This window comes from Pseudomonas abieticivorans, from assembly GCF_023509015.1.
GTDB classification, from domain to species: Bacteria; Pseudomonadota; Gammaproteobacteria; order Pseudomonadales; family Pseudomonadaceae; genus Aquipseudomonas; species Aquipseudomonas abieticivorans.
Window position 1 is genome coordinate 3,661,557 of sequence record NZ_CP094975.1, and the last position, 13,728, is coordinate 3,675,284.

The window sequence follows — 13,728 nt, forward strand, 5'->3', positions numbered from 1 at the left end:
CCTTGCTCAGGTCTTTTCCATCTGGATAATGCCCGATTTTTTTCGCGAACCGAGCCTTGAATCCGCTTATGTTGTCTAGAACCTTACTGTGCCTTGCTGTTGTCAGCTCATCTTCCGTGGCCCTGGCCGATACCGTCTGGATGAAAAACGGTGACCGCCTGACCGGCAAGATCACCGTGTTCGATGGCGGCAAGCTGATGCTGGATACCCCCTACGGCGGCTCGATCCCGTTGGACTGGAAGCAGGTCAAAACCCTGGAAAGCGACCAGGAACTGCTGGTCAAGCAGGATGCCTACAACGGCGAAAAGGCCAAGGCGCTCAAGCCGGCCGATGAGGGCAAGGTTACCTTGCAGAACGGCGAGGCACCCAAGACCGTGGAGCTGGCCAGCATCCAGCAGATCATGAAGCCCAAGCCATTGGTGGAAGACTTCACGATCAAGGGCAATATTGATGCGGCACTGGACTTCAAGCGCGCCGACACCAATACCGACGACTACAACATCGCCTTCAAGACCACCGCGCGCAACGGCCGCTGGCGCCACACGGCAGACGGCGAGTACAACCGCGAAGCCACCGACGACGTGGTGTCGACCAACAACTGGAACGCGCAATACGCCCTGGACCGCTTCCTCACCGACAAGTGGTTCTGGCAGGGGCGGGTGAGCTACAAGCGCGACTTTGTCGAGGATCTCTCCCGCCAACGCACCCTCGGTACGGGCCCTGGCTACCAGTTCTGGGACGACGAACTGGGCGCCTTCTCCCTGGGCTCGCTGCTTAACCGCAGTGACTATGAGTTTGCCGACGGCGAGAAGCAGAACTTCTACGCGGTGGCGATGAAATGGTCCTACAACCGTTTCCTGATCGGCAAGACGGTCGAATTTTTCACCAACGGCGAAGTGGGCAAGCCGCTCAGTGGCGTGGCCGACTACAGCCTGGATTCGGAAGTGGGCCTGCGCTACAAGGTCACCCAGTGGGCGTCGCTGAACGTGAAGTATGAGAAGGACCTGATCACCGGTACCAATAATCAGGACCTCAATACCAGCCGCTATACCGCAGGTATTGGCGTCACGTTCTAAAAGGCTTTGCAGATGAACCGGGGGCGCCGCTGAACCACGGCTGGCGTCAACCGGCGATAATGATTACCTTTGTCACTTGACCCCCAGCCTTCCGATGGTGCCCTGGTGAGTGACAAACCCTTGCGACAAGCCCGCGAACTCCTGCTCAAGGAGTACCGTGGCGTACTGTCCACCCATTCCAAGTCGATGCCCGGCTTCCCTTTCGGCTCCGTGGTGCCGTACTGCCTGGACGCCCAGGGCAACCCGCTGATCCTGATCAGCCGTATCGCCCAGCACACTCATAACCTGCAACGTGACCCCAAGTGCTCCTTGCTGGTGGGCGAACGCGAGGCCGAGGATGTGCAAGCGGTGGGGCGCCTGACCGTGTTGGCCGAGGCTCGCCCGCTCAGCGATCCCCAGGCTGTCGAGGCAGCAGCCCAGCGCTATTACCGCTTTTTCCCCGATTCGCAGAACTACCACAGTGCCCACGACTTTGATTTCTGGGTGCTGGAGCCGGTGCGCCACCGCTATATCGGTGGTTTCGGCGCCATCCACTGGCTGGATGACGTCACCCTGGCAAACCCCTTCGCAGGCAAGGCCGAGGCGAGCATGGTCGAGCACATGAACGCCGACCACGCCAAGGCCATCGCGCATTACGTGGAGCTGGCGGGTTTGCCCGCCAAGGCGGCGGCGCAAATGGCCGGTGTGGACAGCGAGGGCCTGCACTTGCGCATTGGCCAGGCGTTATATTGGTTGGCCTTTGAAAAGCCTTGCAACACTCCTGTGCAAGTGCGCGAGGCCTTGGTTTCACTGGCCCACGCCGACCGATGGCCGACCATCGAGCAAATAGAAGCTTGAATTCACGAAGTGTCGACTTCATCTAAGGTTTACTGGAAGGCATTCTTCCGTAGAGGAAACCATTGATGCGCGCTTTTCTATTCCTGTTTCTGCTGTTCCCGGTACTGGAGCTGTATGTGTTTTTCCAGGTCAGCACCGCGATCGGCTTTTTCCCGGCCTTGTTGTTGATCATCGCCGGTTCCGCCATTGGCGTGCTGGTGGTGCGGGTGGCAGGGCTTGCCACCGCACTCAGCGCCCGGGCCAGCTTGCAGCGTGGCAAATTGCCGGCCGAGCAGATGTTCCAGGGCCTGATGCTGGCCGTCGGTGGCGGGCTGATGGTATTGCCTGGCTTTATCAGCGACGTGATCGGCCTGATCTGCCTGTTGCCCGTGACTCGCAAGTTGGTGGCGCGCAAGTTGCGCCAGCGCGCAGAGGAGCAGGCGATTCGTCAACGTGCCTTTGCCGACGATTTGCAGGCCCGCCATGCCCAGGCCCAGCCCGGTCGACCGCAAGGCGTGGGGCGCGAGCCCAATGTGATCGAGGGTGAATTCGAGCATCGCGACTCTTGAGTCGCATCCGTCAAGAACGCGGCTCTGGTGAGCCGCGTTTTTTTTGGCCGGTGTTTTTGCAAAAAAATTAATGCCCCGGCCTTGTAATCGGCCCGCGCGACCTTATGTATGGGTCACCGAAAGGTTTCTGGCAATGCTGCCAGACAAAATTCCGCGTCTCGCACTGCGAGCCGCGACCGGCCCCGCCGGATGAATCAAACTGCCGGTCAGTACCGGCCGCTGAAAACCATAATTAGGAGAGATCGACAATGAAGCTTCGTCCTCTGCATGACCGCGTCGTTATCCGTCGCAGCGAAGAAGAAAAGAAAACCGCTGGCGGTATCGTTCTGCCAGGTTCGGCTGCCGAGAAAGCCAACAGCGGTGAGATCATCGCCGTCGGTACCGGCCGCGTCCTGGACAACGGTGAAGTGCGTGCGCTGGCCGTAAAAGTGGGTGACAAGGTTGTGTTCGGCCCTTACTCGGGCAGCAACACCGTGAAAGTTGACGGCGAAGACCTCCTGGTGATGAGCGAGAACGAAATTCTCGCCGTCCTCGAAGGCTGATACCCGCTGGTCTCCCGTTACTACAAAGTATTCAAGGAAAACGATCATGGCTGCTAAAGAAGTTAAATTCGGCGATTCCGCCCGCAAGAAAATGCTGGCTGGCGTAAACGTCCTGGCTGACGCGGTAAAAGCGACCCTGGGCCCTAAAGGCCGTAACGTGATCATCGAGAAGAGCTTCGGCGCTCCGACCATCACCAAGGACGGCGTTTCCGTTGCCAAAGAAATCGAGCTGAAAGATCGCTTCGAAAACATGGGCGCGCAGCTGGTCAAAGACGTTGCCTCCCGTGCCAACGATGACGCAGGCGACGGCACCACCACCGCTACCGTTCTGGCTCAGTCGATCGTCAACGAAGGCCTGAAAGCCGTCGCTGCCGGCATGAACCCGATGGACCTGAAACGCGGCATCGACAAGGCGACCATCGCCATCGTCAAAGAGCTGAAAGCTCTGTCCAAGCCATGCGCAGACACCAAGGCTATTGCCCAGGTGGGTACTATCTCGGCCAACTCCGACAACTCCATCGGCGACATCATTGCCGAAGCCATGGAAAAAGTCGGTAAAGAAGGCGTGATCACCGTTGAAGAAGGCTCGGGCCTGGAAAACGAACTGTCGGTCGTAGAAGGCATGCAGTTCGACCGTGGCTACCTGTCCCCTTACTTCGTCAACAAGCCAGACACCATGGTCGCCGAGCTCGACGGCCCGCTGATCCTGCTGGTTGACAAGAAGATCTCCAACATCCGCGAAATGCTGCCAGTGCTGGAAGCCGTTGCCAAAGCCGGCCGCCCACTGCTGATCGTGGCTGAAGACGTTGAAGGCGAAGCCCTGGCGACTCTGGTCGTGAACAACATGCGCGGCATCGTCAAGGTTGCTGCCGTCAAGGCACCAGGCTTCGGCGACCGTCGCAAGGCCATGCTGCAGGACATCGCTGTCCTGACCGGCGGTACCGTTATCTCCGAAGAGATCGGCCTGAGCCTGGAAAGCACTACCCTGGAGCACCTGGGTAACGCCAAGCGCGTGATCCTGTCCAAAGAAAACACCACCATCATCGACGGTGCTGGCGTTGAAGTGGACATCCAGGCGCGCGTTTCGCAGATCCGTGCCCAGGTTGCCGAGACTTCCTCGGACTACGACCGTGAAAAGCTGCAAGAGCGCCTGGCCAAGCTGTCTGGCGGCGTTGCAGTGATCAAGGTTGGCGCTGGTTCCGAAGTAGAAATGAAAGAGAAGAAAGCCCGCGTTGAAGACGCCCTGCACGCTACCCGCGCAGCCGTCGAAGAAGGCGTGGTACCTGGCGGTGGCGTGGCACTGGTTCGTGCCCTGCAGGCCATCAGCGAACTGAAAGGCGACAACGCTGATCAGAACGTCGGTATCGCCCTGCTGCGTCGCGCTGTTGAAGCGCCACTGCGCCAGATCGTTGCCAACTCCGGTGACGAGCCAAGCGTTGTGGTCGACAAGGTCAAGCAGGGTTCGGGTAACTACGGTTACAACGCTGCTACCGGCGAATACGGCGACATGATCGAAATGGGTATCCTGGACCCAGCCAAAGTGACCCGTTCGGCACTGCAAGCTGCTTCCTCGATCGCCAGCCTGATGATCACCACCGAAGCCATGATCGCCGAGATCAAGGATGACGCTCCAGCTGGCGGCGGTATGCCAGACATGGGCGGCATGGGTGGCATGGGCGGCATGATGTAAGCCAGCCTTACCCCGATGCATGAAGAACCCCGCCTAGGCGGGGTTTTTTTATGCCTGACGATTTCACACCGCTCTCTAGGATATGTGCTCTTGCTCTTGCGATCGGGCGCATTATCCATTTGCTCGTTGGCCGAACTGGCGGTTCCGGTCTTACACCGGGTCACTTTTTTCAGTCGGGGGTCGAAAAAAAAGTAACCAAAAATTCTTGCCCCTCCATGGGCCCTGCGCTGCGCTACGGGTTCCCTCGCTCCGGCCTGGCTGGAAAGGGGCGGTAGATCAAAACAAAAGCAGATCAAAAGCCAGAGCCAGAGCCGAGCAGATCAGAAGCAGTGGGAGTGTTGTGTAGTCCATCATGACAAAAATCCAACAACCCCTGTGGCACACTATCCTAGCCCTTGGCCCACGCAGGGCTTAAGCTGCGCCAGCCCAACGGGCCAACACTTGTGGACGGAGAACGTGCCCATGCGAATTCTAGTGGTTGAAGACAACCGCGACATCCTGGCCAACCTGGCCGATTACCTGGGCCTGAAAGGCTACACCGTCGATTGCGCCCAGGATGGCCTGTCGGGCTTGCACCTGGCGGCTACCGAGCACTATGACCTGATCGTGCTCGACATCATGCTGCCGGGTATCGATGGCTACACCTTGTGCAAACGCCTGCGCGAAGACGCTCGCCGCGAGACGCCGGTCATCATGCTGACCGCGCGTGACCAGTTGGATGACCGCCTGCAGGGCTTTCGCTCCGGTGCGGACGATTACCTGGTCAAGCCCTTCGCATTGTCGGAACTGACCGCGCGTATCGAGGCGGTGTTGCGCCGTGCCCAGGGCGGTGGCCGCCGCGCGTTGCAGGTGGGCGACCTGAGTTATGACCTGGATACGCTGGAAGTGACCCGCGATGGCAAGCTGCTCAAACTCAACCCCGTGGGCCTCAAGTTGCTGGCCGTGCTGATGCAGAAAAGCCCTCACGTGCTGCGTCGCGAAGTGCTGGAAGAGGCCTTGTGGGGCGATGACTGCCCCGACAGCGACAGCTTGCGCAGCCATGTTCACCAATTGCGCCAAGTGATCGACAAGCCGTTCGACAAGCCCTTGTTGCAGACTGTACACGGTGTCGGCTATCGCCTCGCCGAGGGCCGAGATGGAGTTTAAGCAAAGCCTTGCTCAACGCATCATCATCGCGTTTGCATTGATGAGTGCCCTGGTGGCCGGGGCCTTTGCCATCGGGATTGTCGCCACGGTTCACCTGGTCGAAGAGAAGCTGATTTCCGCAGGCCTTGAGCGGTGACTTGCAGCGCCTGCTGTTGATGGACAGCGTCGAGGACTGGAGCCACCGGCCCGAGCCCGACCAGTTGTTCTACTACTCCAATGGCCGCGGCGACTACGCCTTGCCCAAAGACCTGCGCCACCTGGACCCAGGTTTTCACGAGGTGTTTCGCGGCGATCTGTCGTACCACGCCATGGTCGAAATCGTCGATGGCCGGCGCTATGTGCTGCTGCAGGACCAAAGCGATTTCGAAGAGCGCGAGCGCGTGCTGTTCGCCGTGGTGCTGGTGGGGTTCGTGCTCAGCCTGGCGCTGGCGGTGTTTTTGGGCTGGGTCTTGGCGCGCAGGGTGATGGCGCCGGTAGTACGGCTGGCTCGCCAGGTGCGTCATCGCGACCAGTTGCTGGGGCTGGCGCCGCCGTTGGCGCCAGACTATGCGGCCGATGAAGTGGGTGAGTTGGCCGTGGCCTTCGATGCCACGCTGGGGCGACTGCGTGATGCCTTGACCCGCGAGCGTCTGTTTACCAGCGATGTCAGCCACGAGTTGCGCACACCCTTGATGGTGCTGGCGACTTCGTGCGAGCTGCTGCTGGATAACCCTAACCTGGATGCCCGGGCCCATGCCCAGGTCGAGCGTATCGCCCGCGCTTGTGAAGAGATGCGCGAACTGGTGCAGACCTTCCTGATGCTCGCCCGAGCCCAGCGCAACGACTCGGAAATGACCGCGCAACTGACCTTGAGCCAAGTGGCCGACAGCCTGGTGGGCCTGTGGCGCGATCCGATCGAACAGAAGGGCCTGGTGCTATCCGTGCACAAGGGCCCGGAAACCGACACGCGCTTCAACGCCACCTTCCTGATGGCGGTGATGGGCAACCTGTTGCGCAATGCCTTGCACTACACCGACAGCGGCTTTATCCGCCTGACCCTGGAGCGCGGCGGTTTCAGGGTCGAGGACAGCGGCGTGGGCATCCCTGAAGAGAAGCGCATGGCGGTGTTTCAGCCATTCGTGCGGGTCAACGAAAAACGCGGCGAGGGCCTGGGCTTGGGCTTGTCGTTGGTTCAGCGGATTTGCGACGACCAGGGCTGGCAAGTCGACCTCACGTCCATGGAGCCCCATGGTTGCTGCTTCCAGGTGCAACTGGAACGTATCTGATCCCTTTCCCCGCGTAGCAGGCCGGTTACCTCATAGTAGGCGTGACTGGCCCTTTGCTATTGCCGCTATTCTGTAAAAACCTGAAACACATGAAGAAATTTCTTACATAATTTTCACATTCGTATGACTTGGCGATGACTAATGCCCTACTAAGGTAGCGGCGCTGGGAGTTATCGCATTCAGTTCCCAAATCTATTCAAGGAGTCGCGCCGGATGGCTGTCGAGATCACGACCGGTTCTGCTGGTAACACCGAATCACGTTTCGATTACTTTTGGCGCACGCGCGGCGAATGGGTGGAAGAGCCCAATGTCCGTCGTGGCGGCGAAAGTGGCGTGCAACGAGTTCATGAAGCTAACGGGCAGTTGGTCTACGTCAAGCGCCAGACCGGTCACATCTATCGCAGCTGGTTGCACCCGTTCGGCCGGCCGACCGTGTTGCGTGAGCGTGACGCCCTGACGGGGCTAAAGGCGCTGAACGTGCGCGTACCGGAGATGATCTTCTGCGGCGCGCAACCCGACCCGCAATACAAGTGGCGGGCACTGCTGGTGACCAAGTCGCTGGACGGTTTCGAAGAGATCGAAAAGTGGGAATTGGCCGGTGGTCGAGCACGCCACGGTGAGGCGTTTTACGAGCAGGTGCTCAAGGATCTGGCCGAGAACCTGGCGCGCATGCATCGCGGGCGCTGGCAGCACAGCTGCATCTATATCAAGCACGTATTCTTGCGGGTCACCGGCGAGGGCGCCAATGCTCGCGGTGAGATCGCTTTGCTGGACCTGGAGAAGTGCCGCCGGCGCATGACCGCGCAGCAAGCGGCTCAACACGACATGAAGCAGTTGCGCCGCCACTCGTCGTTCAGTGAAGCGGATTGGAAGAAACTACTCTACTTTTATAAAACGGCGTTTGGCAGCGTTGTCAAAGGTTTAGAGTAATGAAACGAGAAATCGCACGAGGTTTGTTTTTGATCGCTGCCCTGGGGGTCGCCACGATCGCCATGGCGGCGTGGGAGCAACCTCGGCCGGGTGTGCTCAGTGCGGCGAATGGGGCTAATTGCCCCCTGCCGCGCATGCCCAAAGCCCAGGTAGCGGTCAAACCCGATCATGATCTGTTGCTGTTCATGTTCGGCATGGCACAAGGTGTGAGGTCAAACGGTTGAAACCCCTCCCTGCAATAACGTGAAAGGCCCCGTTTACCAGACGGGGCCTTTTGCATGGTGGCGCAGGTGCGTTCAAGCCACCTTGTCAGGCTTGGCCAGCAAGGTATAAACGCAGGGCAGCACAAACAGGGTAAACAGCGTACCTACCGACATCCCCGTCGCGATCACCGTGCCGATATCAAACCGGCTCACGGCCCCCGCGCCCGTGGCGAAAATCAACGGCACCATGCCGAACACCATCGCCGCCGTGGTCATCAGCACCGGCCGCAAGCGGATCGCCGCCGCTTGCTCCACTGCCTCGCGGGCATTCAGGCCCTTGTCGCGGCGCAGTTGGTTGGCGAACTCGACGATCAGAATGCCGTGCTTGCTGATAAGCCCGATCAGCGTCACCAGCCCCACCTGGGTGTAGATGTTCATGCTCGACAGCCCTAGGAACAGCGGGATCAGCGCGCCGCAAATCGACAATGGCACCGTGACCAGGATCACCAATGGGTCGCGGAAGCTTTCGAACTGCGCGGCCAGTACCAGGAAGATGATCGCCAGCGCCAGGCCGAACGTTACCCACAGCGCATTGCCTTCCTGCACGTACTGACGGGCGCTGCTGGCGTAGTCGAAGCCGAAGCCTGCCGGTGCCTCCTGAGCGGCAATCTGGCGCACGGTTTCCACTGCTTCGCCAATGCTGACGATGGGAAAGCCCTGGATGATCGCCGAGTTCAGTTGCTGGAACTGGTTGAGTTGGCGCGGCCTGGCGCGGTCGGTCACGGTGATCAAGGTGGACAATGGCAAAAGCTCGTTCTGGTTGTTGCGCACGTAGTACTGGTTCAGCCATTCGGGGTTGTCGCGGTAGGCCCGCTCTACCTGGGCAATGACCTTGTAGCTGCGCCCGTCGATGGTGAAGCGGTTGATCTCCGACTCACCCAGCAGGGTCGCCAGGGTGCCCCCCAGCTCTTGCATCGACACACCCATTTGCGCCGCCTTGGCGCGGTCGATGTCGACCACCACCTCGGGCTTGTCGAACGCCAGGTCAATGTCCAGGAAGGCGAACTTGCCGCTGGCCTCGGCGCGGGCCTTGATGCGCTGGGCCACGTCCAGCAGCGACTCATAGTCGTTGGCGGTGTTGATCACGAAGGCGAACGGCAGTCCTTCACCGGTGCCCGGCAAGGACGGCAGGTTGAAGCCGAAGATTTGCAGGCCGCTGATTTGCGAAAGCTTGGCCTGCACCTGGGGCAACAACTGCATCTGGGTTTTGCCACGCTCGTCCCAAGGCTTGAGCAGGAAGCCGCCGATACCGGTTTGCACACCGTTGAAACCGTTGATCTGGAACGAGGAGTAGTACTCCGGGAACTCCTTGAAGATGTTCTGGAACTCGTCGGTGTAGGCGTTCATGTAGTTGAGGTTGGTGGGCTGCGGCGCCGTGGCCATCATGAAAATGATGCCCTGGTCCTCATCGGGCGCCAGCTCCGACTTGGTGAACTTGAGCAGCACCGGAATCAGGCACAGCACGATCAAGGCGAACACCACCACCACCGGCCGAGTGTTGAGCGTGCCGTGGAGGATTTTCTGATAGCGGCGCTTCAGTCGATCGAAGATCAGGTCCAGGCGGTGGGCCAGGCCCGAAGGGTTTTGCTCGTGGCGCAAGAGCACCGCGCACATCATCGGCGACAGGGTCAGGGCGACGATGCCGGAAATGATCACCGCTCCTGCCAGCGTCAGGGCGAACTCCTTGAACAACGCCCCCGTGAGGCCTTCCAGGAAGCCGATAGGCGCGTAAACGGCCGCCAGGGTGACGGTCATCGAGATCACTGGCATGGCGATCTCCCGCGCGCCCTCGATGGCTGCGTCGAACGGCGTCTTGCCCTCTTCGATGTGACGGTGGATGTTTTCCACCACCACGATGGCATCGTCCACCACCAGGCCGATGGCCAACACCATCGCCAGCAACGTCAGCAGGTTGATCGAGTAGCCCATCAGTTGCATGAAAAACAGCACGCCGATCATCGACAGCGGGATGGTGATCACCGGGATCAGTACCGAGCGCAGCGCACCGAGGAACAGGAACACCACCACGATCACGATCAGTACCGCTTCGAACAGCGTCTTGACCACCTCGTTGATCGACGCCTGGATGAATAGCGTTGCGTCGTAGGCGATGGACGCCTTGAGGTTGGGCGGTAGCTGCTCCTCAAGCTCGGGCATGACCTTGCGTACTTCCTTGATCACGTCCAGCGGGTTGGCACCAGGCGTGCCCTTGATGCCGATATACACCGACGGCGTGCCGTTGAAGGAGCTGATGGTGTCGTAGTTTTCCGCACCCATCTCCACCCGTGCCACATCGCCCAGCAGCACGCGGCTGTCGCCATCGGTCTTGAGCGGTATGGCGGCAAAGCCTTCGGCGGACTTCAGCTCCGTGGTGGCGTTGATGCTGGTGACGATGTATTCGCCCTTTACCTCGCCTGCCGCCGAGAGGAAGTTGTAGCGGCGCACCGCGTCGCTCACGTCGTTGGCGCTCAGGCCGTAGCCGGCCAGCTTGACCGGGTCCAGCCAGAGGCGCATGGCGAACACCTGGTTGCCGAGGATCTCGGCCTGTGCCATGCCCGGCAGGGTGGCCAGCTTGGGCTGGATCACCCGCGACAGGTAGTCGGTGATCTGCGGGTTGTTCAATTGCTGGCTGTAGAAGCTGATGTACATCAGTGCCGAGGCGTCGGCGGCCTCCTTGCTGAGCACCGGGTCTTCGGCGTCCTGGGGCAGCTGGTTCTTGACCTCGTTGGCCTTGGCCAACAGCTCGGTGAACAGCCGGTCGCTGTCGGCGCCGATACGCGCGTAGATCGAGATCACCGAGAAGTTCTGCCGGCTGACCGAGGTCATGTAGTCGATGCCTTCGGCGCTGGCCAGGCTTTGCTGCAAAGGTTGGGTGATGTAGCCCTGGATGGTTTCGGCGTTGGCCCCGGGGTAAGCCGTGGTCACCGTGATCAGGGCGTTTTCCATCTGCGGGTATTGGCGGATGGTCAGCTTGCTGTACGCCTGGAACCCCAGCAACACGATCAGCAGGCTGATCACGCAGGCGAGCACCGGTCGGCGGATGAACGGGTCAGTAAAAGCCATGTTCGTTTCCTTGATCAGTCGGCGTGCGGCGGGCTGGGCTGTTCGTCCTGGGTTTTGTCAGGGCTGATGGCGATGTGGGCGCCGTTGGTGAGTTTCAGTTGCCCGGCAGTGACCACCTGTTCGTCGGCCTTCAGGCCCTTGCTGATCACCACCACGCCATCGCGGCGCTCGCCGGTTTCAATGAAGCGGCGCTCGGCAATCAACTTGGGCTGGCCCTGGGCGTCCTTCTCGACGCTGCCATCCTTGGCTTTTTGCTCGCTGGCCACGTACAGCGAATTGCCGTACAGGGTGTAGGTAATCGCGCTTTCGGGTACCACCACCTCGACCTTGGGGTTGGGCAGCAGCACTTGCAGGTTAGTGAACATGCCGGGCAGCAGTTTGTTGTCCGGGTTGGCCAGGGTGGCGCGCACCTGCACATTGCGCGTGGTGTCCTCGACCTTGGGGTTGATCGCGCTGACGCGACCCTGGAAGGTTTCGCCCGGATACGCCGCCACGCTGACCTGCACCGCCTGGCCCAGCGCGATGCGCGGGATGGCTTGCTCGGCCAGGAAGAAGTCGACGTACAGGCCGCTGAGGTCTTGCAGAGTGGCGATGACCGTGCCGCTGGCCAGGTAGTCGCCGACGTCGACCTTGCGGATGCCGATGGTGCCGTTGAACGGCGCGACGATGGTTTTCTTCGCCAGGGAGGCCTTGAGTTGCGCGACCACGGCCTTGTTTTTCAGGAACACGGCGTTCAAGCGATCGTATTCGCCCTTGGAAATGGCCTGGCTGCCGATCAGTTGCGAGCCGCGACCGAAGTCGACCTGGGCCAGGCCCAGGTCGGCCTGGGCGGTGCCCAGAAGCGCGGTCTCGACGTCGCTGTCCAGTTGCAGCAAGACCTGGCCGGCCTTGACCTTCTGCCCGGATTCAAACTGCAGCGTCTTGACCGTGCCGGCCACTTCCAGGCTCAGGTTGATCCCTTGCAGCGCTTTCAGGCTGCCCACCGCCGGGATGCGGTTTTGCCAGCTGAGTTCACGCGCCGGCGCCACCGCCACGTTGACGGCAGGCTTGGGGGCGGAAAACATCTGGATTTGCTGGTAGACGGAATACGCCTTGTAGCCCCCCAGGGCGAGCACGACCAACAGGACAACACCCAACATGATCAGCATGCGGCGGCGCAGCATATTCCGGTTCCTTGGAAGTGAGATGAAAAGCAGGTCAGCACATTATTCCTGCAGCGAAAACGATGCCAATGTGCTGTGTTGCTGGATATTACCCGGTTGTTTTTAAAGTGCCATTAAGCGGCATCAAATCAGATACAAATGGTTGTCCCACAAGCCCGAGGGCAGGTTCAGCGGCTGGCTGGCCAACGCTGGCTTACGGCAATCATAGTAGCGGCAGCGGCCTTGCCCTGAGGTCACCACGAAGCCGTCGGCCACCGCACCCACGCCGGCACAATCGGGCATCGACGCATCCAGGCGCACGGCACCGCTGTCCATGTCCCAGATGAAGAAGCGGTTGGCCCGCGGTGCCGTCAGGGCCACCAGGCGCAGTTCGCTGTGCACGGCAACGCTGGCAGTGTAGTGGGCCATGGACTGCAACTGCTGTTCGGCCAGCGCAAAGGGTTCGAACGCCTGCCCCGGCCGCTTGATCGCCAGCAACTCGGCGGTTTCATCGCTCGGCCCCATGAATTGCTGGCAGGCCAGCACGGTGCCGTCGTCGGCGATCGCCAGGTGGCGCACGCTGTTCATCTGCTGGGCGAGGGTTTCCTTGCTCAGCAGGCGACCGTCGCGCTGCATCAGCACCAGGCTCGGCTCCATGGCGTTGAGGTTCATCTCCACGCGGCTTTCGGCTTCGGTACGAATCCCGCCGTTGGCCACCACCAGGGTTTCGCCGTCGGGCAACCAGGCCAATTCGTGGGGGCCGATGCCGTGGGTGGGTAGCTCATCGGTCCAGGTGAGCTGCTCGCCCTCGAAGCGGTAAACCCCGAGCAGGCCGCGGCCGGGGTCGCGGGTGTCATTCTCGGTGGCGTACAGCCATTCACCGCTGTGATGAATGACCGCGTGGCCGTAGAAGTGCCGGTTAGGGCGCGAGGCGATGGTTTGCAGCAAGCGGCCGTCGCGCAGGTCCAGCAGGTAGCTTTCGGTGCCGGGCCGGCGCGCCACGAACAGGGCGATGGCTTGCGTTGGGTGGTGGATGATGGCGTGGCAGCGCTGGCCGACCTCGGTGGCGAATACCTGCGTGCCGTCTAGCCGGTAGCCGACGGCGTAGTGCCGGCCCTCGGCATCGTCGCGGGCCGAAAGCAGCAACGGGCTGCGGCCTCGGGCCTTGAACAGGGTCCAGTTGGAAACGTGCAGTGCGCCTAGAAGTCGCTCAGCCCAGCTCATGA

At 60.8% G+C, this 13,728-nt stretch carries 11 protein-coding genes and 1 pseudogene; 9 read left to right on the top strand and 3 right to left on the bottom strand.

The window, feature by feature from the left end; all coding sequences use genetic code 11:
• Positions 1-68 precede the first annotated feature (68 nt).
• The 9 genes and pseudogenes from L9B60_RS16795 (at position 69) to L9B60_RS16835 (ending at position 8,258) form a co-directional block, all read left to right on the top strand.
• The gene (locus tag L9B60_RS16795) at positions 69-1,076 is read left to right on the top strand and encodes a DUF481 domain-containing protein (protein ID WP_249671881.1); all 1,008 of its coding nucleotides are present in this window, start codon (positions 69-71) and stop codon (positions 1,074-1,076) included.
• Between the two features lie 105 nt (positions 1,077-1,181).
• Entirely contained in the window at positions 1,182-1,913 is a 732-nt protein-coding gene (locus L9B60_RS16800) for a HugZ family pyridoxamine 5'-phosphate oxidase (RefSeq protein ID WP_249671883.1), read from the top strand.
• Positions 1,914-1,978: 65 nt separating this feature from the next.
• Positions 1,979-2,461, top strand: a complete 483-nt coding sequence (locus tag L9B60_RS16805; protein WP_249671884.1) for an FxsA family protein — start codon at positions 1,979-1,981, stop codon at positions 2,459-2,461.
• A 248-nt stretch (positions 2,462-2,709) separates the two neighbouring features.
• On the top strand, positions 2,710-3,003 hold the full coding sequence (locus L9B60_RS16810; RefSeq protein ID WP_249671885.1) for a co-chaperone GroES: 294 nt from the start codon (positions 2,710-2,712) through the stop codon (positions 3,001-3,003).
• 46 nt (positions 3,004-3,049) lie between these two features.
• Positions 3,050-4,693: a chaperonin GroEL gene (groL, locus tag L9B60_RS16815; protein ID WP_249671886.1), complete on the top strand. Its 1,644-nt coding sequence runs from the start codon at positions 3,050-3,052 to the stop codon at positions 4,691-4,693.
• Between the two features lie 462 nt (positions 4,694-5,155).
• A complete protein-coding gene (gene colR / locus L9B60_RS16820) occupies positions 5,156-5,839 on the top strand; it encodes a two-component system response regulator ColR (protein ID WP_249671887.1) in 684 nt (227 codons plus the stop codon).
• Positions 5,829-7,104 (top strand): annotated as a pseudogene (locus L9B60_RS16825) (sensor histidine kinase). The gene colR and the pseudogene L9B60_RS16825 overlap by 11 nt, the downstream one beginning before the upstream one ends.
• A gap of 213 nt (positions 7,105-7,317) precedes the next feature.
• Positions 7,318-8,034, top strand: coding sequence for a lipopolysaccharide kinase InaA family protein (locus L9B60_RS16830; protein ID WP_249671889.1), 717 nt, complete (start codon positions 7,318-7,320; stop codon positions 8,032-8,034).
• Positions 8,034-8,258 (top strand): hypothetical protein, encoded by a 225-nt coding sequence (locus L9B60_RS16835; protein WP_249671890.1) that lies wholly within the window; start codon positions 8,034-8,036, stop codon positions 8,256-8,258. Before L9B60_RS16830 ends, L9B60_RS16835 begins: the two co-directional genes overlap by 1 nt.
• Before the next feature lie 72 nt (positions 8,259-8,330).
• On the opposite strand, the gene L9B60_RS16840 is transcribed toward L9B60_RS16835, so the two are convergent.
• From L9B60_RS16840 to L9B60_RS16850, 3 genes are all read right to left on the bottom strand, one after another.
• The gene (locus L9B60_RS16840; RefSeq protein ID WP_249671891.1) at positions 8,331-11,360 is read right to left on the bottom strand and encodes a multidrug efflux RND transporter permease subunit; all 3,030 of its coding nucleotides are present in this window, start codon (positions 11,358-11,360) and stop codon (positions 8,331-8,333) included.
• Positions 11,361-11,374: 14 nt separating this feature from the next.
• Positions 11,375-12,523 (bottom strand): efflux RND transporter periplasmic adaptor subunit, encoded by a 1,149-nt coding sequence (locus L9B60_RS16845; protein ID WP_249671892.1) that lies wholly within the window; start codon positions 12,521-12,523, stop codon positions 11,375-11,377.
• Between the two features lie 123 nt (positions 12,524-12,646).
• Entirely contained in the window at positions 12,647-13,726 is a 1,080-nt protein-coding gene (locus L9B60_RS16850; protein ID WP_249671893.1) for a DUF1513 domain-containing protein, read from the bottom strand.
• Between the last annotated feature and the right edge of the window lie 2 nt (positions 13,727-13,728).

What these genes read in the sequence shown, in the direction of transcription:
- L9B60_RS16830 (WP_249671889.1), top strand. Translation starts at nt 7,318, where the DNA reads ATGGCTGTCGAGATCACGACCGGTTCTGCTGGTAACACCGAATCACGT.
- L9B60_RS16850 (WP_249671893.1), bottom strand. Translation starts at nt 13,726, where the DNA reads ATGAGCTGGGCTGAGCGACTTCTAGGCGCACTGCACGTTTCCAACTGG.
- colR (WP_249671887.1), top strand. Translation starts at nt 5,156, where the DNA reads ATGCGAATTCTAGTGGTTGAAGACAACCGCGACATCCTGGCCAACCTG.
- L9B60_RS16835 (WP_249671890.1), top strand. Translation starts at nt 8,034, where the DNA reads ATGAAACGAGAAATCGCACGAGGTTTGTTTTTGATCGCTGCCCTGGGG.
- groL (WP_249671886.1), top strand. Translation starts at nt 3,050, where the DNA reads ATGGCTGCTAAAGAAGTTAAATTCGGCGATTCCGCCCGCAAGAAAATG.
- L9B60_RS16805 (WP_249671884.1), top strand. Translation starts at nt 1,979, where the DNA reads ATGCGCGCTTTTCTATTCCTGTTTCTGCTGTTCCCGGTACTGGAGCTG.
- L9B60_RS16845 (WP_249671892.1), bottom strand. Translation starts at nt 12,523, where the DNA reads ATGCTGCGCCGCCGCATGCTGATCATGTTGGGTGTTGTCCTGTTGGTC.
- L9B60_RS16810 (WP_249671885.1), top strand. Translation starts at nt 2,710, where the DNA reads ATGAAGCTTCGTCCTCTGCATGACCGCGTCGTTATCCGTCGCAGCGAA.
- L9B60_RS16795 (WP_249671881.1), top strand. Translation starts at nt 69, where the DNA reads ATGTTGTCTAGAACCTTACTGTGCCTTGCTGTTGTCAGCTCATCTTCC.
- L9B60_RS16840 (WP_249671891.1), bottom strand. Translation starts at nt 11,360, where the DNA reads ATGGCTTTTACTGACCCGTTCATCCGCCGACCGGTGCTCGCCTGCGTG.